Origin of the sequence: Photorhabdus stackebrandtii (assembly GCF_011189495.1) — a bacterium.
Lineage (GTDB): Bacteria > Pseudomonadota > Gammaproteobacteria > Enterobacterales > Enterobacteriaceae > Photorhabdus > Photorhabdus khanii.
Window position 1 is genome coordinate 188,036 of the sequence record NZ_PUJV01000004.1, and the last position, 26,223, is coordinate 214,258.

General features: G+C 40.7%; 20 protein-coding genes and 2 pseudogenes. 10 read left to right on the forward strand and 12 right to left on the reverse strand.

Going from position 1 to position 26,223, the window contains the following annotated elements; all coding sequences use genetic code 11:
- Positions 1–61: 61 nt before the first annotated feature.
- Positions 62–1,447, reverse strand: a complete 1,386-nt coding sequence (locus C5470_RS05365; RefSeq protein WP_166286590.1) for an SLC13 family permease — start codon at positions 1,445–1,447, stop codon at positions 62–64.
- Positions 1,448–2,162: 715 nt separating this feature from the next.
- Here C5470_RS05365 and C5470_RS05370 point away from each other — a divergent pair.
- The 3 genes from C5470_RS05370 to C5470_RS05380 all read left to right on the forward strand — a co-directional run bounded on the left by C5470_RS05370 (position 2,163) and on the right by C5470_RS05380 (position 4,464).
- Positions 2,163–2,885, forward strand: a complete 723-nt coding sequence (locus C5470_RS05370) for a helix-turn-helix transcriptional regulator (RefSeq protein WP_166286592.1) — start codon at positions 2,163–2,165, stop codon at positions 2,883–2,885.
- 68 nt (positions 2,886–2,953) lie between these two features.
- Positions 2,954–3,673, forward strand: a complete 720-nt coding sequence (locus C5470_RS05375) for a helix-turn-helix transcriptional regulator (protein WP_166286594.1) — start codon at positions 2,954–2,956, stop codon at positions 3,671–3,673.
- A gap of 68 nt (positions 3,674–3,741) precedes the next feature.
- The gene (locus C5470_RS05380; RefSeq protein ID WP_166286596.1) at positions 3,742–4,464 is read left to right on the forward strand and encodes a helix-turn-helix transcriptional regulator; all 723 of its coding nucleotides are present in this window, start codon (positions 3,742–3,744) and stop codon (positions 4,462–4,464) included.
- Between the two features lie 453 nt (positions 4,465–4,917).
- On the opposite strand, the gene C5470_RS05390 is transcribed toward C5470_RS05380, so the two are convergent.
- The 3 genes from C5470_RS05390 to pyrG form a co-directional block, all read right to left on the reverse strand.
- On the reverse strand, positions 4,918–5,127 hold the full coding sequence (locus C5470_RS05390) for a helix-turn-helix domain-containing protein (RefSeq protein ID WP_036850231.1): 210 nt from the start codon (positions 5,125–5,127) through the stop codon (positions 4,918–4,920).
- Positions 5,128–5,607: 480 nt separating this feature from the next.
- Positions 5,608–6,909: a phosphopyruvate hydratase gene (eno, locus tag C5470_RS05395; RefSeq protein WP_166286598.1), complete on the reverse strand. Its 1,302-nt coding sequence runs from the start codon at positions 6,907–6,909 to the stop codon at positions 5,608–5,610.
- A 72-nt stretch (positions 6,910–6,981) separates the two neighbouring features.
- A complete protein-coding gene (pyrG, locus tag C5470_RS05400; protein ID WP_166286600.1) occupies positions 6,982–8,619 on the reverse strand; it encodes a glutamine hydrolyzing CTP synthase in 1,638 nt (545 codons plus the stop codon).
- Between the two features lie 331 nt (positions 8,620–8,950).
- On the opposite strand from pyrG, the gene C5470_RS05405 reads away from it, so the two are divergent.
- From C5470_RS05405 to C5470_RS05415, 3 genes are read left to right on the forward strand one after another with little or no spacing between them, the layout of a single operon-like run.
- The gene (locus C5470_RS05405; protein ID WP_036849774.1) at positions 8,951–9,298 is read left to right on the forward strand and encodes a hypothetical protein; all 348 of its coding nucleotides are present in this window, start codon (positions 8,951–8,953) and stop codon (positions 9,296–9,298) included.
- A 1-nt stretch (position 9,299) separates the two neighbouring features.
- On the forward strand, positions 9,300–9,908 hold the full coding sequence (locus C5470_RS05410; protein ID WP_166286602.1) for a restriction endonuclease fold toxin 5 domain-containing protein: 609 nt from the start codon (positions 9,300–9,302) through the stop codon (positions 9,906–9,908).
- A gap of 13 nt (positions 9,909–9,921) precedes the next feature.
- Entirely contained in the window at positions 9,922–10,644 is a 723-nt protein-coding gene (locus C5470_RS05415) for an Imm52 family immunity protein (protein WP_036849772.1), read from the forward strand.
- Positions 10,645–11,446: 802 nt separating this feature from the next.
- Here C5470_RS05415 and C5470_RS05420 read toward each other — a convergent pair.
- From C5470_RS05420 to rlmD, 7 genes and pseudogenes are all read right to left on the reverse strand, one after another.
- Positions 11,447–11,735, reverse strand: a pseudogene (locus tag C5470_RS05420) (Rpn family recombination-promoting nuclease/putative transposase); the annotation flags it as partial.
- A gap of 168 nt (positions 11,736–11,903) precedes the next feature.
- The gene (locus C5470_RS05425) at positions 11,904–12,866 is read right to left on the reverse strand and encodes an Rpn family recombination-promoting nuclease/putative transposase (protein WP_166286604.1); all 963 of its coding nucleotides are present in this window, start codon (positions 12,864–12,866) and stop codon (positions 11,904–11,906) included.
- Positions 12,867–13,283: 417 nt separating this feature from the next.
- Entirely contained in the window at positions 13,284–13,913 is a 630-nt protein-coding gene (locus tag C5470_RS05430) for an AAA family ATPase (protein WP_166286606.1), read from the reverse strand.
- A gap of 1,245 nt (positions 13,914–15,158) precedes the next feature.
- Positions 15,159–15,452: a TauD/TfdA family dioxygenase gene (locus tag C5470_RS23565; protein ID WP_422631049.1), complete on the reverse strand. Its 294-nt coding sequence runs from the start codon at positions 15,450–15,452 to the stop codon at positions 15,159–15,161.
- 129 nt (positions 15,453–15,581) lie between these two features.
- On the reverse strand, positions 15,582–16,367 hold the full coding sequence (gene mazG / locus C5470_RS05440) for a nucleoside triphosphate pyrophosphohydrolase (RefSeq protein ID WP_166286608.1): 786 nt from the start codon (positions 16,365–16,367) through the stop codon (positions 15,582–15,584).
- 23 nt (positions 16,368–16,390) lie between these two features.
- A complete protein-coding gene (gene relA, locus C5470_RS05445) occupies positions 16,391–18,622 on the reverse strand; it encodes a GTP diphosphokinase (RefSeq protein WP_166286610.1) in 2,232 nt (743 codons plus the stop codon).
- A 26-nt stretch (positions 18,623–18,648) separates the two neighbouring features.
- Entirely contained in the window at positions 18,649–19,980 is a 1,332-nt protein-coding gene (gene rlmD / locus C5470_RS05450; RefSeq protein ID WP_166286612.1) for a 23S rRNA (uracil(1939)-C(5))-methyltransferase RlmD, read from the reverse strand.
- A 53-nt stretch (positions 19,981–20,033) separates the two neighbouring features.
- On the opposite strand from rlmD, the gene C5470_RS05455 reads away from it, so the two are divergent.
- Entirely contained in the window at positions 20,034–22,400 is a 2,367-nt protein-coding gene (locus C5470_RS05455; protein WP_166286614.1) for an ATP-binding protein, read from the forward strand.
- Between the two features lie 55 nt (positions 22,401–22,455).
- Positions 22,456–22,757 (forward strand): annotated as a pseudogene (locus tag C5470_RS05460) (helix-turn-helix domain-containing protein).
- A gap of 131 nt (positions 22,758–22,888) precedes the next feature.
- On the opposite strand, the gene dgt reads toward C5470_RS05460, so the two are convergent.
- Positions 22,889–24,406 carry a dGTPase gene (gene dgt, locus C5470_RS05465; protein WP_166286616.1) on the reverse strand — a complete coding sequence of 506 codons (1,518 nt, stop codon included), beginning with the start codon at positions 24,404–24,406 and terminating at the stop codon, positions 22,889–22,891.
- 126 nt (positions 24,407–24,532) lie between these two features.
- On the opposite strand from dgt, the gene mtnN reads away from it, so the two are divergent.
- Both mtnN and btuF read left to right on the forward strand, forming a co-directional pair.
- A complete protein-coding gene (gene mtnN, locus C5470_RS05470; RefSeq protein WP_166286618.1) occupies positions 24,533–25,234 on the forward strand; it encodes a 5'-methylthioadenosine/S-adenosylhomocysteine nucleosidase in 702 nt (233 codons plus the stop codon).
- Between the two features lie 109 nt (positions 25,235–25,343).
- Positions 25,344–26,174: a vitamin B12 ABC transporter substrate-binding protein BtuF gene (gene btuF, locus C5470_RS05475; RefSeq protein WP_166286620.1), complete on the forward strand. Its 831-nt coding sequence runs from the start codon at positions 25,344–25,346 to the stop codon at positions 26,172–26,174.
- Positions 26,175–26,223 lie beyond the last annotated feature (49 nt).

Sequence of the window (26,223 nt, forward strand, 5' to 3'; positions counted from 1 at the left end):
ATGCACTAGGCGAGGACGTTATTCGTTGTAGTGCTCAGAGGGGCATCAATTAAACTTTCAGTTACAGCCAGAAGAACCAGGCAAACAGAGAGATGATGGCAATGCAGGCTATATTCAGGACCATGCCAACTCTTACCATTTCAGTCTGTTTGATATGACCGGAGCCGAAAACAATGGCATTAGGCGGTGTTGCAACCGGCAACATAAAGGCACAAGATGCACCGAAGCCGATAATCAGTGTCAGAGTCATCACCGGCATACCCAATGCTTCCGCAACCGTTGCAAATACCGGTACCAACAGAGCTGCACTTGCTGTATTACTGGTGAACTCAGTCAAGAAAATGATAAACGCCGCCACCGCAACAATAATCACAAACCAGTGACTTGCGCCGAAAGTCGCAGCCATGCCGTTTGCCATGATCTCACTGGCACCTGAGTTTTTCAAAATAGCACTTAAAGTCAGTCCACCACCAAACAGCATCAACACGCCCCACTCGGTGTTATTCTGAATCTGAGACCAACTCGCCACACCGGTTATACCAATCAAAATAGCAGCACCAACTGCAATAATGGTATCCAGATCTTTCACGCCACCCAAAGCAGAACTAATCACAGAGCTAAAGATCCAACAGAACACAGCTAACAGAAAAATCAGCATGGCAACCAGACGCTTACCCGTCCAATCCAGTTTTTCCAGCTTCATGTCGAATTGATGATTCAAATTCGGACGCAGCATCAGATACATTAAGCCGATCATCATTGGCATCAGAATAACAACCAGTGGAATACCAAATTTCATCCAATTGAAGAAATCGATACCCAGTTGAGCCGCCGCAATTGCATTTGGTGGACTACCAACCAACGTGCCTAAACCTCCGATACTTGCGCTGTAAGCCACACCCAGCAACACAAATACAAAAGTATGACGTTCAGAAAGTGCATCCAGATTAGACAAAATCCCCAAGACTAATGGCAGCATCATCGCTGCGGTCGCAGTGTTACTGATCCACATTGAAAGACCGGCAGTAACACCAAACAGTAGCATCACAGCGACAGACAAACGTCCACGGGCAATCATCAGCAGACGGTTAGCAATCAGTCGGTCCAATCCTTGGATGTGAAGTGCCGTTGCCAGTGCAAAACCACCAAAAAACAGAAAGATGATAGGATTAGCAAAAGATTTCAACGCGTCACCCGTATTCATCAATCCCATGCCAACCGCCAGAAGTGGAATACATAACGCAGTAATAGTGACGTGAATAGCCTCAGTGAGCCATAGCACGCCAACAAATACCATCAGTGCCAAACCCGCATTGGCTTTTTCATCAAACGGCAGGGTATTGAGCAGAATAAACAGCAATGCAATATCAGCAGCCAGAATGATTAAGCCTTTCTTATTCGCGAAATTTGGCCTTATGGCTGGGGTTAAAGATTCAGAAGCATCCATGGTGACTCCATTAGCGCCGGTGATATCTGATCCACCATTGCTACAATTGTTAAAAAAATACAAGGCGTGTGAATATAAGGAGTCTTTCTTGGGAAGAAAACGCAGTTCTTTGAATTTTGGGATCTAAGGCGTTGGAATTGACCAATTAAATCATGACAGACGGTATTTCATACAATTTCTTGTCGTTATATCACACAATTACTCCTTTTTAGGTATAGGCAGTCATCGCATTTTATGCAAGTTTTCAGATTCCTGTTCCATATTTAACTTCCCCATTTTCCTTAAACTGATACTTCGTTTTTCCGTTTCCTGTATTTGATTTTTCGACTTAAAACCAGAGAGGATAACGAGTATATTAAAGGAAAATAGTAACGAGTTATAAAATTATTTTGCTACTCGGTCATAAGCAAGATCGAAAATCGATGCACAAGTCACATTTTCACACTTCATGAAACTGATTATATAAACCACATACTTCTATCACATTCCATCCAGCATATTTTATATTGTAATTTTTCATTAATGACATAATAAATAAGAAATATTTTACACAATATAAAATATTAGCGTATTGAAGATATTTACAGAAGACTATTCCTCTGTAAAATTGTCCACGTCAAAGAATCATAAACATAATTACCCATCTCGTTGTAAAAGTGATAACCTGACATGAAAGTTATTCTAGTTTTACAGTTTAATCATGATAGGTGAAATTATGAAAGATAAAAATATGAGTTTCTCTGTAAATAAAGATCTGGATGTTCGTTCAAAAAGCTTTGATGCTTTCATATCATACATGGAAAACAGCAACGATTTCTGGATTATAAAAGACAACGAATCTCGATTCGTCTATGCGAATGATACTATGATTTATTACAGTGGCCTTCCCAAGGGTTTTAACATAGAAGGGAGGCTTGATAGTGAATGTCCAGCGCAGTGGTCTGAGTTTGAAGATATTATACAAGCTAACGATAAAAACGTAATGACTAGTAAAAAGACTATACCAGTACTAAATACTTTCATTTATGGAGGAAGAGAAAAAATAATCCAACCATTTCTAGTCGATATTACACCGCTAATAAAGGATGGAGAATGTATTGGGATTGTGGGACACGGTAAAAAACTTGAAATTTATTCCATGTATCATTTTGAAAACAACAGGCATCCTGACTCATTAACTTTTGGCACACCAACTGATTTATTTACTGATAGAGAGTTCGATATAGTATTTTTTGCTTTGCAATCACTAAACGCTAAAGATATAGCTAGAAAATTAGATATTTCATATAGAACGGTACAAAGCAGGCTACAAATAATTTATCAGAAAATAGGGATAAATTCATTAAGCCAGTTAAAAGAATATTGCAGGGGTAAAGGGTATGATAACTATGCTCCTACCCGATTCATTAATCCTAACCCCTATATACCTCTGGCATAACAATGTACAACATCATTGTCGTCACTATGCCATTAGGGTTTTACAATTTAATCATGATAGGTGAAATTATGAAAGATAAAAATATGAGTTTCTCTGTAAACAAAGATCTGGATGTTCATTCAAAAAGTTTTGATGCCTTCATATCATACATGGAAAACAGCAACGATGTTTGGGTTATAAAAGACAACGAATCTCGATTCGTCTATGCGAATGATATTATGATTTATTACAGTGGCCTTCCTAAGGGTTTTAATATAGAAGGGAAGCTTGATGGTGAATGTCCAGCACCGTGGTCTGAGTTTGAAGATATTATACAAGCTAATGATAAAAACGTAATGGCCAGTCAAAAAACCATTCCGGTATTAAGTACCTTCACTTATAGAGGAAGAGAAAAAATAATCCAACCATTTTTGGTCAATTTTACACCGCTAATGAAAGAGGGAAAATGCATTGGGATTGTAGGACACGGTAAAAAACTTGAAATTTACTCCATGTACCATTTTGAAAACAACAGGAATCCGGACTCATTAACTTTCGGCACACCTGATTTATTTACCGACAGAGAATTCGATATAGTGTTTTTTGCTTTGCAATCACTAAGCGCTAAAGATATAGCTAGAAAATTAGATATTTCATATAGAACAGTACAAAGCAGGCTACATATCATTTATCAGAAAATAGGGATAAATTCATTAAGCCAGTTAAAAGAATATTGCAGGGGCAAGGGATATGATAACTATGCTCCTACCCGATTTATTAACCCTAATCCCTATATACCTCTGGCATAACAATGCACAACATCACTGTCGTCACTATACCATTAGGGTTTTACAGTTTAATCATGATAGGTGAAATTATGAATGACAAAAATATGAGTTTCTCTATAAACAAAGATCTGGATGTTCGTTCAAAAAGCTTTGATGCCTTCATATCATACATGGAGAACTGTAATGAGTTTTGGTATATAAAAGATAAGGAGTCGAGATTTATCTATATGAATGATTATGGACTTCATCATAGCGGACTACCCAAAGGGTTTAATGTTGAAGGTAAACTGGATAGTGAGTGTCCGGTTTATTGGTCTGATGTTGCTGATATCATTCAATCTAATGACCGTAGAGTAATGGAGGAAAAAAAAGTCATTCCTACTTTGATTACATTTATGTATGGTGGTAGGGATAAAATTATTCAACCATTTATGGCGCATGTCGCGCCTTTGATAAAAAATGGAGAGTCGATTGGCGTAGTAGGCAAAGCTAGAAAGCTAGAAGTTTTTTCAATGTATCATATGGAAATTAATAAACCTCCTGAATCATTATCATTTGGCAACCCAACTGAGATTTTTACCGACAGAGAATTCGATATAGTATTTTTTGCTTTGCAATCACTAAGCGCTAAAGATATAGCTAGAAAATTAGATATTTCATATAGAACGGTACAAAGCAGGCTACAAATAATTTATCAGAAAATAGGGATAAATTCATTAAGCCAGTTAAAAGAATATTGCAGGGGCAAAGGGTATGATAACTATGCTCCTACCCGATTTATTAATCCTAACCCCTATATACCTTTAGCATAACAATGTACAACATCACTGTCGTCACTATGTCATTAGGGTTCTGCCTAGAGAACCCTATACCCCGGCACGTAGAAGCTCCTGTACGCCTCTATAAACAATTCTCACGATTTAACAAGTAAAGCATTTGAACTCTCATCACTTCGTATATCAAACTTTCTCATTCCGAATCTCGATCTTCGATATGCTTTAATTATCGGTTGAATGCTCATGGATTAGATATATTCAATATAAAATATCTGTGAAATCAGAAAAAAATACAGGGAGGAGTGTCAAAATAATACAAAAGATTAAACAGTTGATGCAGAAAAATTAACTATGACAAATATCAAGGAAAGGCTTTAATAAAGCTATTTTAATCCGATGATCATACCCGAAGCTTTTCACAAGACACAAAAAAAGTTTCGGGTACTTAATCTCTCCTCATTGACTTATTTACGAGAAGTTTATTTTAATTTATTTAGAATATCTGCTTGGCCATATTTCGAAAGGCTCACAATCCAAAGCAGTAGCAATGATCCGCTCACCCTTAGGCCACGGACGGTGCAAAGCGTTTGATAAAGTGGATGATGCAAGCCCCGCATCTCTTGAAACAGCAGATAACGACGTTCCCCGTTTTCTAAGTCCTGCAATAATATCCGCTGGGTGCCAGTCGTTTTTTACAATCATTCCTTCCTCTCTCCTCAGTTTGGTTATTCAAGGTGCTATATTCATCTTCTCTTCAAATTAATATTTTTATATTGTTACAGCTTTTTCCCTGAGTCCGCACTGATGCGGAATACTAAAAATAGCTGTACTAAGACGTTAAACCCCGCTAAGTACAGCCAAGTATTCTCCGAATAGGAAAATGTTATATCTAACGGCTAACAGATCATAAATGAACTTTAATTATTAAGTAGTGTTCTTTTTCGGATATTAGAATATTCAAAAATTATAGTTATTTTGGGAAATATTGGAAGCAGCATTAAATACATTAACGAACGTATTAAAAAAATCTCTCAATTACGGAAGATGACGCCAACCAGTTATTTCACCCTATATTCCAGCATCAGAGCCGACACTCGCTCAAACTCCCACGTATTATTATTAAAACATTAAGGAGGGTTTTACCCCTCCTGTTTAATACTGATTACTTAAAATTACCGATCAAGCCTGACCTTTTACTTCTTTTAGACCATAGAAAGGAGCACGGTTACCCAAAGCTTCTTCAATACGGATCAACTGGTTGTATTTAGCAACCCGATCAGAACGGCTCATAGAACCGGTTTTGATCTGACCTGCGGCTGTACCTACGGCCAGATCAGCAATGGTCGCATCCTCAGTTTCACCAGAACGATGGGAGATTACCGCGGTGTAACCGGCGTCTTTTGCCATTTTGATCGCTGCCAGAGTTTCAGTTAGAGAACCGATCTGGTTGAATTTAATCAGAATGGAGTTAGCAATACCTTTCTCAATACCTTCTTTCAGGATTTTAGTATTGGTAACGAACAGGTCGTCACCAACCAACTGAATTTTCTCACCCAGCACTTTAGTCTGGTAAGCGAAACCATCCCAGTCAGATTCATTCAAACCATCTTCGATAGATACGATTGGGTATTTTCTGGTCAAATCTTCCAGGTAATGAGTGAATTCCTGAGAAGTGAAAGTCTTACCTTCACCTTTCAGTTCATAGTTACCTGTTTCTGAGTTGTAGAATTCAGAAGCGGCACAATCCATCGCCAAGGTGACATCTCTGCCCAAAACATAGCCTGCTTGTTCTACCGCCTCTTTGATCGCGGCCAGTGCAGCAGCGTTGGATTCCAGGTTCGGCGCATAACCCCCTTCGTCACCCACAGCGGTGCTCATTCCTTTCGCTTTCAGAACCTTAGCCAGATTGTGGAACACTTCAGAGCCGATACGAACCGCTTCTTTCAGCGTTTTTGCACCGATTGGCTGAATCATAAACTCCTGGATATCAACGTTGTTATCCGCGTGTTCACCACCATTGATGATGTTCATCATCGGTAACGGCATAGAGAATTTACCTGGAGTACCATTCAGTTCAGCAATGTGCTCGTACAATGGCATACCTTTCGCCGCTGCCGCTGCCTTAGCATTAGCCAAAGAAACCGCCAGAATCGCGTTAGCACCGAATTTAGATTTGTTTTCAGTACCATCCAGGGTGATCATGATTCTGTCGATGTTAGCCTGATCTTTAGCATCTTGACCAATAACTGCCTGGGCAATGGGTCCATTTACTGCATCAACAGCTTTCAGTACACCTTTACCCATAAAACGGGATTTGTCACCGTCACGCAGTTCCAACGCTTCACGGGAGCCGGTAGATGCACCCGATGGTGCCGCCGCTAAACCAACAAAGCCCCCTTCCAGATGCACTTCTGCTTCTACGGTTGGGTTACCACGGGAGTCAATGATTTCACGACTGATCACTTTAACGATTTTGGACATTAGGTTTTCCTCAGTACAAGTTACATTTCAGGTAAGCGACGGAATACCTCATGCCGCCACTTACTGCACATCTTATTTGAGCTGGCTTTTCTGGTATTTACCGGCTGCTTTGACAAAACCGGCAAACAGCGGATGACCATCACGAGGAGTAGAAGTAAATTCTGGGTGGAACTGACAAGCCACGAACCAAGGATGGTCTGGGATCTCAATAATTTCCACTAATTTATTGTCTACTGAACGGCCTGCTACCCGCAGACCGGCATCTTCAATACGTTTTAACAGCAAATTATTCACTTCATAACGATGCCGATGGCGCTCAATAATGGTATCTGCCCCATACAGGGTACGCACCAGACTGTCTTTTGTCAGGTGGCATAGCTGACCACCCACACGCATCGTTCCACCAAGATCACTCTCTTCGCTACGCACTTCTAAATTACCGTCCTCATCACGCCATTCGGTGATCAGGCCAACAACCGGGAACCTGCAATCAGGTTCGAATTCTGTTGAGCTGGCTTTTTCCAGGCCCGCAACATGACGTGAGAACTCAATCAATGCCACCTGCATGCCGAGACAAATCCCCAGATAAGGGATTTTATTCTCACGGGCATAGCGGGCTGTCATGATTTTTCCTTCCACACCACGGCCACCGAAACCACCAGGGACCAGAATCGCATCCAACCCCTTCAATAATTCAACGCCACGGGTTTCAATATCCTGGGAATCAATCAGCTTGATGTTAACCGTCAGACGATTTTTCAATCCACCGTGCTTCAACGCTTCAATCACAGATTTGTATGCATCAGGCAGTTCAATATACTTACCCACCATGCCGATAGTGACTTCACCGGAAGGATTCGCTTCTTCGTAAATGACCTGCTCCCATTCGGACAAATTTGCTTCCGGGCAATCAAAGCTGAATCGTTTACAAATATAATCATCTAAACCCTGAGATTTCAATAGCCCTGGAATTTTATAAATGGAATCAACGTCTTTCAGGGAGATAACCGCTTTCTCCGGCACATTGCAGAAAAGGGCAATTTTTGCCCGCTCATTAGCAGGAATGACGCGATCTGAACGACAAATCAGAATATCCGGCTGAATACCGATAGAAAGCAGCTCTTTTACTGAATGCTGAGTTGGCTTGGTTTTTACTTCCCCAGCCGCTGCCAGATAAGGAACAAGTGTCAGGTGCAGATATAACGTATGTTCACGGCCAACTTCTACTGCCATTTGACGAATAGCTTCAAGGAATGGCAATGATTCGATATCACCGACAGTACCGCCGACTTCCACCAACACGACATCATGACCTTCACCACCACTGATGATGCGATCTTTGATTTCATTGGTGATGTGAGGAATAACCTGAATGGTTGCGCCCAGATAATCGCCACGGCGCTCTTTACGCAAAACTTCGGAATAAACCCTGCCTGTGGTGAAGTTATTACGGCGGGTCATTTTAGTGCGGATGAAACGCTCATAGTGACCTAAATCGAGATCAGTTTCAGCGCCGTCTTCGGTAACAAAAACTTCCCCATGCTGGATTGGGCTCATCGTCCCCGGATCGACGTTGATGTACGGATCCAGTTTCATAATAGTGACATTAAGTCCACGGGCTTCGAGTATAGCGGCCAAAGAGGCTGCGGCAATGCCTTTACCCAGAGAGGATACGACCCCGCCGGTCACAAAAATATAATTAGTTTTCATGCTGAGCCTGAAAGTTTAGGTTTAAAGATGATGGATATAACCAGGACGGGAAAGCAGTATACCCGAACCTTAAATTCGCTACAAATAATCTGCACGAAAATAAGGTATTTTCCCCCTCCACAGCATTTTCAATGTAGACATGTGTACAGACACAAACTTCATTTTTCATGAAGCCAATCGTTATTGTCTCTTCTCAATTTCGAATGAATTTATTGCCTTAATTGATTAAAAAACAGTATGATTGCTTCCATGGTGATCGTTTCGTCTAAATTGCACACAGATAAAAGGCCCAATATAGGTAATAGTAGCTTATGAGTTAAGGAGCAATGCCATGATTAAACTCACTCAGGAACAATTCGATAAAATTATAGATCTAGAGGACAATACTTATATTGAAAAAATCAGGCAATGCATTTTGTCAGAACATGCCGACTTGGTTGTGCATGAGGATGAAAAAAATTTGCATAAGCGACTGAAAGAGGCGTATCGGTATTTAATCAGCGAGCTGGGCTTTAAAGATAAAAAACTGGTTAGATCATACCTTTATTTAACTGCATTTAATCTTAATTTCCATGGTGTACCAGAAATCAAAAATGCCCTTGAAGCAGGAGAAAACCCGGAACAACAATACAAAGATATCTTGAGGATAATAGATAACTTGTTGAAAAGGAGAAATTAACATGCCTTTACCTCTGGTAATTCCGGTAGCCCTGACTGCTGCCGAATATGCAGCATCAGCCCTTGCGGGCATATTGGTTGGCGTTGGTGTTGGCCTCGGCGTTACGGAGATGACAAAAGACAAGGATGATGAAAAAGAGCAAGCTGAAGCCCAAACGGACGCGATCAGTACAACAAGGGAAAAATGCAAGGCGTGTCCAGCCATTGAGAAAGTAAGTCCCAGCTGGGAAAGCACCCGTTCATACTCGCAGGTGACCCTTGATTATCAAATCCAGATAGCCAAAACCGTTTACAAACCGGACGCAAAACTCATACAGGTATGGGAATGTCTGGGAGTCAGCTTCGATGGCTGGCGACCAAAAGCATGCCTGTTTCTGGAATCCAAGGCTAAATATGATCAGTTTTTTAGGAAGGGAAAGCCAGTGATATGGTGGACTGGTGATGAATCCATGAAAAAGCAGGGTAGACGACAACAAGATGTGTGCGCCTCATTGAATGATATTCCACTCTCCCACTGGCATTTTATGGAGCCTGTAAGCGCCGCTTACTACTCACAGGAGTTTGCTGAATATTTCAATATTAAAGTATTTCACACCCCTTTACTCAGATAATACGAGACAATAAATGACTATTTTATCACCAGAAATAAAGCTGTATTTTGACCAGCAAGAACCGTTGACTCCCCAAATAGTATTGGCTGATTTGTATCGAATTACTCAGCAAATCGATCACTTTTTTTGCCGTCATAAGACCTGGTATTTGACAGGTCATACTCGTAAAGAAGCATTGGAATACCTTGTTTTTGAAGGGGACCACCCGACGGAAAAAGCGTTTCAGGTGTTTGAAAAAAGTTACAAAGAAGATTTCCCTTTTATAGGAAAAAAAATCTGGGATGGCGAAAATGATGAATTTGGCTGTTCCCTATTTTATGAGAACTATCGTAGAGACAGGTTAGGACAAACTAAGGTAAGAATAGATCTCAATATTGACGAAAAAGAATTTCAATTTTCACGATTAATTGATTTTATTACCTTTTTGGTTTTCAGCCGTAATGCCCCCTATATTATGGTAGAAACTAACGGATATACCTTGAAGCGAAATCAGGTATTCCCCGACAGGTTAAGTGCCGGCTGGATGATTTATTTACCCTCCATAATAGATCCCTCATTGTTACCAATGGCAGATGAAATCTTGCCGATTGCAAATGATAAAGAACAATTGGGTACATTAATTATCACCAAAAAAGGCATTTTTAACGGCGAAAATCAGGATGATATTGATAAAGCCAATGATATTGAAATTCAGTTATTAAATTTGGGATTATTACCATTAATTACTGAGGTTTAATCGCTGCCCTTATTGGGCGGCATTTCACACGCTTTATCTAAATGTGATAAAACAGCAGTTAAAAAAAACGGTTTTTCACCTGTCAAGGTGGTTTTAAAATCTTGAAAAAACAGTTAAAGACTTTAATCATTAAAAGTAAAAAACAGTGATTAAGGATTTTTTAAAGCGGGTAAAAGATTCAATGCTCTGCTGACATTAGAAAGAGAAAACAACAGGAAAAACGGGTTTTAAATTGATTAATAAAACGGCAAAATGAAAACATTAATCCAATAACAAAAACATAAGATTATATTAAAACATTTAATAGAATTAACCGTATTAAGCAAATCATTAGTAAAAAAGCACAAATATGTTTAAAAACATTAAAGATTATTAAAGAAATAAGCGTTGTTTTAATACCATTAACACATCTGTTACTCTCTGGTTTTAAACCTAAAAAATCAAATACAGAAAAACGAGAAAACTTAATTATCAGTTTAATTAAAATAGAGAAGTTAAATAGAGATCAGAAAACGAAAAAACCATTAAATTGACAAAAATTGCTCCTTAAAGCCATGTATTAAATGAATTTTTAATTAAAAAATAAGAAAACTCCCGTAATGAGAATAATTTTACAGGCTTCTCATCTTTTTAACATGGTGTATTTTCTCCTTTTTACTTGCATTTCCTTTTTCAGCAATCGTAAGCGCCTTTTTGAAAAATTATCAGCACAAACCCGAATTCACCCAAATGGTGTGCCGTTTCTATGCACTTCGGGCATTTACACATGAATCTTTACACCGATAAAGACTCTCAGTGTGAATTAGTGGCATATTTGCTCAAGCTCGTTCTCACTCAGACCGGTGGTTTTCATCACCGTTTCACGATCGATTCCGCTGTTCAGCAATGCATGCGCGATTTTTAGAGTTGCCTCTTGGCTCCCCTCCTGACGTCCTTCTTGGCGTCCTTCCTGACGCCCTTTCTGCTCCAGTTTCTGCGCTATAGTCATCAGTACCTCCTCATACTTCGGGGACTGCTCTGCCAATCGCTAAATAAAGCTCTTTACAGGCGTCATCCTCCGCCTGCAATAAGTATTTTGACTTTCTTTTCAACCACCAATCCTTGTCTAGACTGACACAAACAACTCATCAGCTTTATTTTATTCAAAAGCGGAATGCCCGAGCAATACAAACCCGAACTCACCCAAATGGTGTACCGTTTCTATGCGCTTCGGGCATTTACACATGAATCTTTACACCGATAAAGACTCTCAGTGTGAATTAGTGGCGTATTTGCTCAAGCTCGTTCTCACTCAAACCGGTGGTTTTCATCACCGTTTCACGATCGATTCCGCTGTTCAGCAATGCATGCGCGATTTTTAGAGTTGCCTCTTGGCGCCCTTCCTGACGTCCTTCCTGACGTCCTTCCTGACGTCCTTCCTGACGCCCTTCCTGACGTCCTTCCTGACGTCCTTCCTGGCGCCCTTTCTGCTCCAGTTTCTGCGCTATAGTCATCAGTACCTCCTCATACTTCGGGGACTGCTCTGCCAGTCGCCGAATGAACCCTTCAGGGTCGGCGGTATCTCCCGCCTGTAACAAGTAGTTTAACACGCTTTTCAACTGCTCATCCGTATAGTAATCATATGTCAGCAGTATGATCAGTTCTTGCAGTAACTCCGCCATATCACGCTGCCGGATATGCTTTTGCACCATCTCCAGCAGCGCAATCCGTTTGTGCGTTAAAATTTCATCGTTCGGAATCACCGTCACATCCACCAAAGGGAATGCGGCAGAATAGACTTCCTTCGCCAATGCCGGAACATCAAAACAGTCAAACCAGTTGGTACTCCACGGATACGGCCGAGTTTTACCATGATAAAACAATACCGGAATGACCAGCGGCAATTTTTCATGTCCCTGTTCCAGATGCCGCTGCATTGCGGAAATACTGTATCGCATCAGCCGGAATGCCATCATCTTATCCGGGGAACTCTGATGCTCAATCACGCAATATACGTATCCGTCACCCTGCACTGTTTTTAGCGAATACAGGATATCAGAATAATGTGCGCGCAGATTATCCTCAATAAACGACCCTGATTCCAACCGTAATGTATCAAGATCACAAACTGCCCGTAATGTCGCCGGCAGGTGTATTTCCAAAAAGTCTCTGGCAGTATCCACATGACTTAAAAAATGTTTAAAAACAGCATCATGTGGCGTTGGTGTATTTTTTCTTTTCATAGGCGAATAGTAACATACTTTCTTTTATACTGAAGGAAAACTAAGCAAAAAAACAGCAAATCCCGCTAATTTTTCGTCAAAAATGCTGATCGTGTCTGAGACACGTTAGTTCCCTTCTCAAACGAAACTCAAGTTACCTAATATGCCAAAAATATTTAAATGATTTTTAATCATAGTTTAAAACCAGCCAATTATAAAGCCATCAGTGAAAAATAAGAAAAAAACTGGCTTTATTAATGCTTATGTTTACTGAAAAAAGGATAAACAAAAATCCGAATAACAAAATCCTTAAATAAACGATTTAACAACATACGAATCAGGTTACTTTCAACGTTATAATTTTGCATTTATTATGTAAAATCGCCACATAATATTTATTTACGACCATAGTACAGCTATCAATATTACCAAAATATTTTATTTACCATGATACATTATTTTATTACCATTTATTTCATAGGTAGTGAAACTTAATGCTTGTAAAAAACTGTCATCATGTGAACTAAAAATAACAATTTTCTCTTCTGCGAGAGAAATCATCAACGCTATTAAAAATGTTATAGAATCTGAGTCAAGGCCATTTGTTGGCTCATCAAAAATATAAACATCTGCATCTGTCATAAAAGCCGATGTCAATAAAAATTTCTTTTTTGTCCCAAGTGACATTTTCCAATATTCAATACCAGAATATTTAGATATGCCAAAACCATTTAAATAGTAGTCTAATGGATGTTTTAGATTACTTTTCCTATAACGTTTCCCTAGTTTTATCACATCTATTCCAGTGATAAAGTTATAAAAATCAACATCATCTGAAAGATAAAAACCATGTTTCTGTAAACTAAATCGATATTTTTTCTCCTTTTCTATAAAGTTAACTATTCCTTTTTTAACTTTATTTACATCAGCAATACTTGAAAGAAAAGTCGTTTTACCCGCACCGTTAATTCCCGCAATACGGTTTAGTCCGACATAAAAATTACAATTAACTCTTGAAAAAATAGTTTTATCATTAATAATAACTTCCAGTTCAATAACTTCAAGCATAAATAACCCCAAAAAATATGTAAAAAATAAAACAACACAAAGAATAATAAGTTTCGTGTACTGTGTTCTTAATAGAGAAATAAATGACAAAATAACTGAAAGAAAAACATAAGATATAAACATAATAACAGGAAATGATTTAACAACCAGAAAACAAAAAGGAAAAATTAAAAAAGAAAATAAAAACAAAGAAAGGCAATAATTATAAAACAAAATTTTCCGCATAGACAAAAAATTATACAAATATGAAAGATAATTCATTTCAATATATGAAAAATCATAGAACAATAACATGCATATATATGTAACAACACTGAAATATGCTAATAATATATAATCAGCCTTGGCTGGAATTTGAGAAAAGGCACTTTCACATAATATATATAATATTATAACAAATAATAACATAATCAGTGACGATATTTTATTTTTATGAAAATAATATCGGAGATTTATAATATAAGGTAATGAAAAGAATCCTGATAAAAGCAACTTCTTGTTTTGATTAATTGGGTAACATCACATAGGGTTTAAATATAATCTATATACCCGTTATCTTTCAAGTTGCCTCTTTGTTGGCTGCACTCGCTCACCCCGGTCACATAGTTCGCTATGCTCCCGGGGATTCGCTCCCTTGCCGTCTCGATGCATCTTGAAATCTATAGGGTATATGCCATCAATAAAATAGTTAACGTGAAAATAAAATTATATAATATTCCATTTCTAAATGATGCAGATAGAATAAAGAATGCAAAAACAAAACATAAGAAGTTTAACTCAAATAGGCAAAATCCAATTACAGCAAAAGAAATAATCAAAAATAACATAGATGAGAAATAATACAAAAAATTAACATTTCCAGAGAAAAACCCAAGAAAAAGAAAATAATCATCGGAAAAGCACTGTAAATAAAAAAAACGACACTACAAAGAAACAATGTTTTTTTATCTACCAAAGAAACAACAAATGAATTTTTTCTTGCCGTAGGTAAAAATCTTATGTTAACCAAATAAAATAACACATAAATTATTAACGATATGGAAGAGAAATAAAATGATTTAATGTAACTCCCTGGCGTAACAATATTCGAAGAAAAAACAATTAAGATTTCAATTATACCACTAGCTTTTGCCGGGAGTAATAAAAGACAGAGAAATATAATGACATTTTTATTCCCGGAAGCAAATTTTTTTATCCTGCCTTTATACTCCAATGCATCAGCTATTATTAAATTCATACAACCCTCTAAAACCAGAATCTAAATAACGTCCTTTGTGAGTCTTTTGGAAACTTCATCCTGGAATGTAAATACAAATAGTTACTAAACACAATACATTGGTTTTTACTTAAATACAATCGGCATTGATTTTCCTTTTGATGTATAAATATATTGATATCCATCAGCATTGAGTAAACCTCTTCCGTGCATTTAAAATTATTGGGTAATGGTGAGAATGATATTCCAATATTACCCTCTATTCTTGAGAATATTCTTTTTTGAAAAAAATTTATCATTGGAAAAACGAGCAAGACATTCATCACGAAATAATAGAATAGCCAATCCAGAAACACTTAATCCTTTCTTACGCGAAGATCAGGAAAATTTATTCAACATAAATTTTCCTGTCAAAAAACTAAAAATTTCAGCTTTCAGGCTATTCCTTCAACTTATTGTTTCTTAACCTGTTGCCACATTTGTTCCATCTCTTCCAATGTCGCCGCTTCCAACGTCTGGCCTTTGTCCAAGATCAGCTTTTCCACGCCTTTAAAACGATGCTCAAACTTATTACACGCTTTTTGCAACGCGATTTCAGGTTTATACCCCAAATGGCGCGACAAATTCACAACGGCAAACAGCAAGTCACCAATCTCTTCTTCCAAATGCGGCTCATCAACAACTGCCTGACGAGCCTCATCCATCACTTCGTCGATCTCTTCATAAACTTTGTCTAACACGGGCCCCAGAGTGTCCCAGTCAAAACCGACGGAAGCGCAACGTTTCTGCATTTTATACGCTTTCATTAACGCCGGCAGGCTTGCCGGAATGTCGTCAAGGAGCGAATGAAGATCTTTTTGTGCTCTTTCCTGCGCCTTGCGTTTTTCCCAGCCACTGATAGCCACGTCACTACGGATATTTTGCTGCGACTCAAAAATATGCGGATGGCGGCGCTCCAGCTTGTCGCTAATGGCATTGCAGATGTCATCAAAATCAAATAATTGCTGCTCTTTGCCCATTTCAGCATAGAACACCACCTGAAATAATAGATCGCCCAGTTCTTCTTTTAGATCAGAAAAATCGCCACGTTCAATGGCATCAATGACTTCATATGTCTCTTCTAATGTATAAGGTACGATAGTTTTGAATGTCTGTTCTTTATCCCAAGGACATCCCTGTTGAGGGTGGCGCAACTGCGCCATAATCCCCAGTAACCGTTCTATAGCGGGTGACTTCATTTTTTATCCTAATTTCCCTGCGGTCAGTTGCCATGAAGACGTTTGGCTTCAATGACATCCGGTAATTGATTGGTTTTCGCCAATATCCGTCCCAGCACTTGCAGGTTATAAATCTCAATATTCATATCAATGGTGGCAATCTGCTGCTTTACATCACTGCGGCTGCTCACCCCAAGCACGTTCACCTTTTCATTCGCCAGGATCGTGGTGATATCACGCAGTAATCCACTGCGATCATTCGCAATCACACGCACAATCAGTGAGTAACCACTGGAATAGCTTTCTCCCCAAACCGCATCCACCACCCTTTCAGGCGCACTTGCCTGCAAATCCGCCAACTGTTCACAATCAGCCCAGTGGATGGAAATTCCCCGGCCACGGGTGATAAAACCAACAATTTCATCACCCGGAATTGGCTGGCAGCAACGGGCAATGTGATGCATCAGGTTACCAACACCTTCTACCACAATCCGTCCGTTATCTTTAGCAGAACTACGCTGCAGATGGGATTTGCTCTCCAGATTGCGAAGCGCTTCCCGATCTGCATCTTCCGCAGTGGTTTTATTGAGTTTGCTTTGCAGAAAATTAGTCAACTGGTTGATGCGGATGTCACCAACACCAATTCCCGCTAGCACTTCATCAAGGGTATGAACGTTATAACGCGCAATTAGCAGCTTTTCCGCTTCTTTCAGGCTGATATCTAAGTGGGCCAGTTCGTTATCCAACATCTGACGACCTGCAATGATGTTCTTATCCCGATCCTGTTTGCGGAACCAGTTATGAATTTTCGCCCGGCCACGGCTGGTGGTGACATACCCCAGATTTGGATTCAACCAATCACGGCTTGGATTCGGATGTTTCTGCGTGATGATGTCAACCTGATCACCCATCTGTAATTGATAGCTAAATGGCACAATTCGACCACTAATTTTTGCCCCAATACAACGATGTCCCACATCGCTGTGAATATGGTAGGCAAAATCCAGTGGCGTAGAACCGGCAGGCAGATCAATAACATCCCCTTTCGGCGTAAATACATATACCCGATCATCAAACACCTGGCTGCGAACCTCATCCAGCATCTCGCCAGAATCAGCCATCTCTTCCTGCCATGCGATCAGTTTACGCAGCCATGCAATACGTCCTTCATACCCCGCTCGACCAACCGCCGTCGCACCCTCTTTATATTTCCAGTGTGCAGCTATTCCCAATTCCGCATCTTCATGCATCTGACGGGTACGGATCTGAATTTCCAATGTCTTACCACCCGGCCCAAGCACTACGGTATGAATGGATTGGTAACCATTAGGTTTCGGGTTGGCAACATAATCATCGAATTCATCCGGCAAATGACGATAGTGAGTATGTACTATCCCCAGTGCCGCATAACAATCCTGCAAGCGTTCAACTACAATCCGCACAGCCCGGACATCAAACAACTCATCAAATGCCAATGATTTTTTCTGCATTTTGCGCCAGATGCTGTAGATATGTTTAGGTCGTCCGTATATTTCAGTTGTTACGCTCTCTTTGAGCATATATTTACGCAATGTGCTGACAAAGTGATCAATATACTGTTCACGATCAATCCGGCGCTCATGCAGTAAGTTAGCAATTTTTTTATATTCATCAGGATGGAGATAACGGAAACAATAATCCTCAAGTTCCCATTTGAGTTGACCAATCCCCAGGCGGTTAGCAAGTGGCGCATAAATATTGGAGCACTCTTTAGCAACCAATACACGCTCATCTTCAGTCGCCTCCTTCACTACCCGCAGATGGGCAATACGTTCCGCCAGCTTGATAACAACACAGCGAAAATCTTCTACCATTGCCAACAACATCCGGCGGACATTATCAACCTGCACAGAACAGGTCGAATCATTATGCGTGGCTTTTAACTGACGAATAGCGTCCATATCCATGACACCTTTCACCAGATTGATGATCGCGCCGCCAAACGCCGCTGTAACGGTTTCATTGTTGAGCAATTTGGCATCAACCAGCGGAAACAGTAGCGCAGCGCGCATACTGTCATTATCCATATTCAGCGTGGAAAGGATCTCAACCATTTCTACGCCACGCCACAACAGAAGTTCTGAATCAGGATGATTTTGCGCTTTTTCGTGACAATAATGCCAGGTTTCGGCTAATTTCTCACCCAATTGAAGATTCGCTATATTTAAACTGGCGATCCACTTATTTACTGCAAACTCTCCCGCAGGGGTTAAATGAGCACTTCTTACCGCAACCATAATCTCTCCTGACTACTTCACGGCGTCTACCCAACCACGACCTGGCGGCTAAATAGCGCCATTGACTCCAGATGGCCTGTATGCGGAAACATATCCAGCATCCGCACACTGATAATATGATAACCAGCCTCAAGCAGAATCTTACTGTCCCGCGCCAATGTTGTTGGATTACAAGAGACGTAGACCACTTTTTCAGGGGCCAGTTCGACGATGTGTGACATGACTCCTGCCGCACCAGCACGCGCCGGATCTAATAAGACCTTGTTAAACCCCAGTTTCGCCCAGGGTTGACGATGTATATCCGCTTCCAGGTTTTCATGGAAGAAAGATATGTTATCCAAATTATTTAATCTGGCATTATATTGCCCATTCGCTACCAGTGTGGCAACCCCTTCCACTCCAACTACCGACTGAACTATCCGGCCAATAGGCAAGGTAAAATTCCCCATACCACAGAACAGGTCGAGCACCCTGTCATTCGGTTGTAAATCAAGCCACTCCATCGCCTGAGCAACCATTTGTTGATTTATTTCATCGTTAACCTGAATAAAATCTCTTGGACTGAAAACCAGTTTCAGGCCACCCACCTGATACCAAGGTTCCGGTTGTTCATTCAGTGATTCAAGTGAGGTTTCATCTGCCGCCAGATAGATAGCCACATTGTGTTGCACAGAAAACATGCATAATTTCGCTTTGTCCTCCCCTTTCAGGGGATCAAGGTGGCGCAATATAATTAATGGGCCGTTATCTGCCAGCACCAATTCCACATGTCCCAACCGTTTAGCCGCTTTCAGATCATTGAGACACTGAGATAGCGGCTGCAATAACCGTTCCAATTCAGGCTGTAAAACAGGGCATGTTTTTATCGCAACTAATTCACTGGATTGATTCTGACGAAACCCCATCACAAGTTGACGTTGTTTTATCTGATAATGTAAGCCAAGCCTTGCGCGGCGCCGGTAACCATATTCAGGGCTGAGAATCACCGGCTTGGCGGAAACAGTTATACCTGTTTCCCGCCTGATAAGATGTTCCAAAACACTGACTTTACTCTCACGCTGTAAATCAGGGGCAACATGTTGTTGCTGGCAACCGCCACATGTTCCAAAATGTGGACAGCGGGGATTTACACGATATGGACTGTCAGATAGACGTTTAACCAACTTTGCTTTTGCAAACTGGCGCTTCTCTTCCGTTAGTTGTACTTGTGCCTGTTCACCGGGCAATAATCCGGCGACAAAAATGGTTTTACCCTGATAACGAGCTACACCCTGTCCTTGGGCATCCAGATTATCAGCAGTGACTGTGATGATATGCCGGTTTACTGTTCGGCGATTGGGGGAATAAAATTGCACCATGATTCTTACGGACTATGAATTATTAAGTTCTTATTTTCCCATAATGGACGCCTATGACCAAATATAGCTTACGCATCCGAATGATGAGCCTGATCCTGATTCCGATTTTACTGATTGGCATGTTTTTCAGTATATCGTTTCTCTGCTATCACTATCGTGAACTGAAAAACCAAATCGTTCGATCCGGGGTCAGTATTATCGAACCGCTTTCGATTGCCAGTGAAATCGGGATAAACCTGCATAACCGTGAACGCGTCAACTCATTGATAACCCGGCTTCATCGCAGAAACTTTGAGATAGTTCGGGCAATTGCCATTTTTAATGATGATAATCAGTTATTTGATATATCAAACTATAAATACAATTCAGCTCAACTACAGATCGCACCAGGTACGCCACTGCCAACACTCCTGACCAAAATAGAGGTCAAAAACAGTATCATTTTACGCATGCCGATTATCTCAGAGCGCCATTTATCTCAGAATCATCAGAACGCTGATACCCCATCCCTACATCCGATTGGTTATATCGCCATTGATCTTGATTTACGGTCAGCTCACTTACAGCAATATAAAGAAATAGTTATCTTTATATTGCTATTACTGATTTGTCTTGGCTGGGCATCACTGTTCGCCTACCATTTGGTGCGCAAAATCACAAAACCTATCAGCGATATGGTCAGTGCTGTTGATAAAATTCGCCAGGGGCAGTTAAACAGCCGTGTCAACGGGAAATATTTTGGTGAATTGGATACGCTGAAAAATGGCATTAATGCCATGGCAAAATCGCTTTCTAGCTATAAAGAAGAGATGCAGAATGATATTGATCAGGCAACTTCGGATCTGCGGGAAACGATGGAGCAGTTCGAAATTCAGAACGTTGAACTGGCAATAGCGAAAAAACGTGCTCAGGAAGCGGCCAGAATAAAAACAGAATTTCTGGCAAATATGTCCCACGAATTACGCACACCGCTTAATGGCGTTATTGGTTTTACCCGCCAAACACTAAAAACCTCTCTGACAATACAACAAGCTGAATATCTGCATATTATTGAACGTTCTGCCAATCATCTGTTGAATATTATCAATGATATTTTGGACTTTTCCCGGCTTGAAGCGGATAAGCTGATACTGGAAAACATTCCATTTCTTCTACAGGATACCATTGACGAGGTAATGGTTTTATTGACGCCCAGTGCCAAAAATAAAGGCATTCAGTTAACGCACAACGTTGATCCCAAAATACCGAATCTGGTCATAGGCGACCCTACGCGTCTCCAGCAAATACTCATCAATATCATCGGTAACGCAATTAAATTTACTGAACAAGGTTTTGTGAAAATAGAAATCAATCTGGCACAACAACAATCCCATAAAATCAATTTAGAGATTACTGTCCGTGATACCGGTATCGGAATCAGCCCTGAACAGCAGCCCCATCTGTTTCAGGCCTTTCATCAGGCAGATGCCAGTATTTCACGCCGTTATGGCGGTACCGGCCTTGGTCTGGTAATTACCCGGAAATTGATCCGCGAAATGGGTGGTAATATCAGTTTTACCAGCGAGACGAAAAAAGGTTCCGTTTTTCGTTTTGATTTGTGGCTGGGAAAAGATGATTTCATTCTAACCGGCTCTGTTGTACCCCAAAAAACGATCATCCAATCCCCACGTTTACCCATAACAGTCATGGCCGTTGATGATAATCCAGCCAACCTCAAACTAATCGGCTCATTATTGAAAGAAGTTGTAGAAAAAACAGTGACATGTAGCAATGGAGAAAACGCTTTACAATCGGCAAAATCTCACCATTTTGATGTTATTCTGATGGATATCCATATGCCGGGTATGGATGGCATCTGTACTGCTGAACGCATCCACCAACTACCACAACACCGTAATACCCCCATTATCGCCGTCACAGCCTATACCTGCCGGCCAAAGAGCGATGCAGATCAATCGCCATTTGAAGATTTTCTGACCAAGCCGCTGGATGAAGATGGTCTGAGAACGGTGTTAAACCGTCATATTAAGATACCGGAATCACAACATATTAACTGGCCGTTAGCGCTGCAACAGTCAGGTGGAAAAGAACAATTAGCTAAAGAAATGATAAAAATGCTGGTGGATTTGCTGCCGGATATAAAAGCAATCACAGAAAAAGTTCTGTCAGGAGAAATTGTTGACGATTATCAGCAGCAGATCCATAAGCTGCACGGTAGTTGCTGTTACAGCGGCGTGCCACAACTTAAAGCACTCTGCCAATTAATTGAACAACAATTACAAAAAAACATTCCATTAACCGATATAGAACCTGAATTGCTGGAGCTGACAGATGAAATTGACCATGTACTTGCCGCTGCCCAAAAACTATTGAGTAACGGCCAAAATATCAGAACGAAAAACGGTTCTATAAGGATATGATCAAACTTGCTGATGCTGAGTTTAAGAAGCATCTCGCAGAACTGAAGATATGAATATGACCACACTTAATGAACTGTTTGAAAAACGCAGCCCTGAAAGCCGCCGCAGGATTGCTAAAAAGGTTGATGAAATGAAACGGGAGATAGGGCTTTGTCAGATCCACGAGGCTCTTGATGTCTCACAAACTGAGCTGGCAGCCGCACTTGGGGTCAAACAACCAACTATTGCGAAAATGGAACAGCCTGGTAATGACCCTAAACTCTCAACATTGAAACGCTATGTTGCAGCGTTAGGTGGAGAGTTAAGCCTTGTGATGTTCAACTTCCTGATGGTAAACGTATCTCCGTCCATATTTAACCCCGAATATTAAACGGGAAGACTGGTTTACATTACAGGAGATAGGGTGGAAAGTTATCGGCTGGCTCTGTCTCTTAATCAGGAGATTTGACGAAGAAACAGGCCTGAAAGCCGAGGTTTCCCACAGGAGATCAGATAAACTTCCGATATTCTTCATAAGCATAATTATCTGTCATGCCACTGATGTAATCCTGAATAAGACGAGCACGATAGTAGAATTCGATCAGGTTTTTCTCAGATTCATCAGTGGCGATAATGCCTTCTACCGCTTCGTTATAAGCCAAGCGATGCTTGGTGGAAAGTTTGTGTAGCAACCGGGTTTCAATAAAATAATCTTCATGGAAATTGTTCTGGTTTAATTGCATAAAACTCTGACGAGACATCTTTAATAACGGACAATAAAAATCCAATAACCCATTAATAATTTTATACCCTTTCAATTCCAACTCTTCAATTTCCGGATGATTAAACACTCTTTTACAGGCAATGTTCTTCAACGTCTTAAGCAACCGATGCTCTTCGCTCTTATCTTCAAGTAACGCTTGATTAAATGAACCCTCAAAAACAGCAGGCAGATGATCAATAAAACGACGGGCAGTGTAAGGTACCAGCCTGCCGGTAATATAAACCCGCAAATACATAAAAAATTGGTCCTGCTGACTTCGACGTAATTCGTTACCATTCGTTCTCTTATAAGCTTTTCTAATAGTAGCGTCGAACAGATCGCCAGACCGATGGCCGCCGTTCTCTTCCCACTCCTGTTCCAAATACTCCATCAACGTATCTACCCCAAAAATATCCTTTTCAACAGCGTCATCCAGATCAGCAATGCAATAAGAGATATCATCTGCGGCTTCCATAATATAAGTCAGTGGGAAACGACAGAATTCGCCCATTTTAAGCTCTCGGCGTAATTCACAGACAAAATTCTCTTCCGACCAATAAAAACCCGGCTTTTTCATCAGGTAATTAAATTGCTCCAGCTCCTTTTCAAGACGAAAAGCAGGACAAGTATATTTTAGAATGCAGCCAATCTGAGCATAAGTCAGATTGAGTTTTAACAGGCTATGTATCATACGGATAGCCTGAGCATTCCCTTCAAACTGACATAAATCTTTACGTAATTGACGCCGGAAAAGATCTTTTTTCACATCCCCGCACAAATGCAATGCAGCTATTTCACATTGATCTTTTCGCTCAATATTTTCCAGAGCAAAATTAAGATCGAGCTTTCTGGTAAACCAATCTTTAATTGCTGCTTCACCAAAATGACCAAAAGGTGGATTACCAATATCATGCATTAAACAAGCCATTTCAATCAGGCTCTCAAATGACAACAGCCGTTTATCCAGACCATATTTAACCAACAAATTACGCGTTTTCAATTCATTGATAATCGTTTTCGAAATATAGCGCCCAATCTGTTGCACTTCCAATGAATGAGTCAGACGACTGCGGACAGCGGCATTATTTTCCAGAGGAAAAACCTGTGCTTTCTGCTGTAAACGACGAATAGCCGCTGAATTCATAATCCGCCCACGATCACTTTCAAACTGGCGAATAACTTGCTCTTCATCATTAGGATCAACATCATAATGACTGTATTTACGTTGATAATTAAGCTTCTGACGAAAATCTATCCCGGACATTTATCCCCCGACTTGTGAGATAGCACTGTTTTACACCACAGATTATCTGATTGTTCTGCATTAAATGTTAAACTCAGGAACTGAATGATTTTATATGATTAATTAATCAACAGCGAGTATGACACAATGAAAGTAGGCGTGATAGGTGCTATGGAGCAAGAAGTGACTTTACTTCGCGATCAAATTGAAGATCGCCAGACATTGTCACGAGGTGGCTGCGAAATCTATACCGGTAAGCTCAACGGCGTGGAGATCGCACTGTTAAAATCCGGTATTGGTAAAGTCTCTGCTGCAATTGGTACGACTTTACTACTTGAACATTGTCAACCTGATGTGATTATCAACACAGGCTCCGCAGGTGGCCTTGATCCGAAATTGCAAATCGGTGATATCGTGGTATCCAGCGAAGTCCGCTATCATGATGCTGATGTCACCGCTTTTGGTTATGAACCAGGTCAAATGGCGCAATGCCCCTCTGCGTTCCTGGCGGATAACCAGCTAATCGCACTAGCAGAAAAATGTATTCGTTCACTGGATTTGCATGCAATGCGTGGGCTGATTTGCAGCGGTGACGCATTTATTAACGGTGCGGAACCACTGGCACGTATCCGAGCCACTTTCCCACAGGTTACCGCAGTAGAAATGGAAGCGGCAGCGATAGGGCATGTCTGCCACCAATACAACACTCCATTTGTTGTGGTACGTGCTATCTCTGATGTGGCAGATAAGAAATCTCACCTCAGTTTTGACGAATTTCTTTCCGTGGCAGCCCGCCAATCCACATTAATGGTTAACGCAATGCTGGCAACACTGAGTCACAATAAATAATATTTTATTGACAGAATCACGTCCTGATTAATACTTTCAGAAGATATCAAGGGCGTGTCTGTTCTGCCGGAAACATGCGAAATATTTATAGATTAAAGGGCATACTTTCATGAGATGGATAAAAAGCGCAGGTTCAGTTTGGTTATCGCTTTTACTGTTTCTCAGTGGTTTCAGCCATTATTTGTATGCCACACCTTTACGGGTCATCAGTTTATCCCCGTCAACCACAGAATTAGCCTACGCTGCCGGATTAGGTGACAATCTGATCGCGGCCAGTGCTTATTCTGATTATCCGCCTCAAGCCAGTAAACTTGAGCAAGTAGCTAATTGGCAAGGCATTAATCTCGAACGCATTGTCACACTGAAACCCGATATGATCCTGGCATGGCGTGGCGGTAATCCCCAACGCCCACTGGAACAACTCGTCTCTTTTGGTATTAAAATCTTTTATTCCGACCCCAAAACCACCGAACAGATAGCTCAGGATTTGGAACGACTGGCCGAATATAGCCCGCATCCTGAACAGGCAAAAAAAGCGGCGACTGAACTTCGTCAACGGTTTGCCGCTCTGAAACAAAAATATACCTCTGCCACACCAAAACCTGTCTTTTTACAATTCGGCACTCAGTCTCTGTTTACTGCCTCAGGACAGACATTGCAAAGTGAAGTGCTTTCAATCTGTGGTGGCAGAAATATTTTTGCTGACAGCCCCGTTCCCTGGCCACAGGTAAGCCGTGAGCAAGTACTCACTCGGAAACCTGAGACGATTGTTATCAGTGGTGGGCCAGAACAAGCCAGATTAATTGAAAATTTCTGGCATCCTCAATTAAGGGCCAAAGTGATTACATTGCATGAAGATTGGTTTCATCGCGCAGGGCCTCGTATCGTGCTGGCCGCCGAACAGCTATGCCAGCAATTGAACGATAAGGGGTCCGGATAAAGCAAAATAGTTTAGTGGAATGGCAGGGATCCCCGAAAATGGGTCATAT

Bases quoted from the DNA above. Each gene is read 5' to 3' on its own strand.
- C5470_RS05365 (WP_166286590.1), bottom strand. From the start codon at position 1,447: ATGGATGCTTCTGAATCTTTAACCCCAGCCATAAGGCCAAATTTCGCG.
- C5470_RS05370 (WP_166286592.1), top strand. From the start codon at position 2,163: ATGAAAGATAAAAATATGAGTTTCTCTGTAAATAAAGATCTGGATGTT.
- C5470_RS05375 (WP_166286594.1), top strand. From the start codon at position 2,954: ATGAAAGATAAAAATATGAGTTTCTCTGTAAACAAAGATCTGGATGTT.
- C5470_RS05380 (WP_166286596.1), top strand. From the start codon at position 3,742: ATGAATGACAAAAATATGAGTTTCTCTATAAACAAAGATCTGGATGTT.
- eno (WP_166286598.1), bottom strand. From the start codon at position 6,909: ATGTCCAAAATCGTTAAAGTGATCAGTCGTGAAATCATTGACTCCCGT.
- pyrG (WP_166286600.1), bottom strand. From the start codon at position 8,619: ATGAAAACTAATTATATTTTTGTGACCGGCGGGGTCGTATCCTCTCTG.
- C5470_RS05405 (WP_036849774.1), top strand. From the start codon at position 8,951: ATGATTAAACTCACTCAGGAACAATTCGATAAAATTATAGATCTAGAG.
- C5470_RS05410 (WP_166286602.1), top strand. From the start codon at position 9,300: ATGCCTTTACCTCTGGTAATTCCGGTAGCCCTGACTGCTGCCGAATAT.
- C5470_RS05415 (WP_036849772.1), top strand. From the start codon at position 9,922: ATGACTATTTTATCACCAGAAATAAAGCTGTATTTTGACCAGCAAGAA.
- C5470_RS05425 (WP_166286604.1), bottom strand. From the start codon at position 12,866: ATGAAAAGAAAAAATACACCAACGCCACATGATGCTGTTTTTAAACAT.
- C5470_RS05430 (WP_166286606.1), bottom strand. From the start codon at position 13,913: ATGCTTGAAGTTATTGAACTGGAAGTTATTATTAATGATAAAACTATT.
- C5470_RS23565 (WP_422631049.1), bottom strand. From the start codon at position 15,452: ATGAATGTCTTGCTCGTTTTTCCAATGATAAATTTTTTTCAAAAAAGA.
- mazG (WP_166286608.1), bottom strand. From the start codon at position 16,367: ATGAAGTCACCCGCTATAGAACGGTTACTGGGGATTATGGCGCAGTTG.
- relA (WP_166286610.1), bottom strand. From the start codon at position 18,622: ATGGTTGCGGTAAGAAGTGCTCATTTAACCCCTGCGGGAGAGTTTGCA.
- rlmD (WP_166286612.1), bottom strand. From the start codon at position 19,980: ATGGTGCAATTTTATTCCCCCAATCGCCGAACAGTAAACCGGCATATC.
- C5470_RS05455 (WP_166286614.1), top strand. From the start codon at position 20,034: ATGACCAAATATAGCTTACGCATCCGAATGATGAGCCTGATCCTGATT.
- dgt (WP_166286616.1), bottom strand. From the start codon at position 24,406: ATGTCCGGGATAGATTTTCGTCAGAAGCTTAATTATCAACGTAAATAC.
- mtnN (WP_166286618.1), top strand. From the start codon at position 24,533: ATGAAAGTAGGCGTGATAGGTGCTATGGAGCAAGAAGTGACTTTACTT.
- btuF (WP_166286620.1), top strand. From the start codon at position 25,344: ATGAGATGGATAAAAAGCGCAGGTTCAGTTTGGTTATCGCTTTTACTG.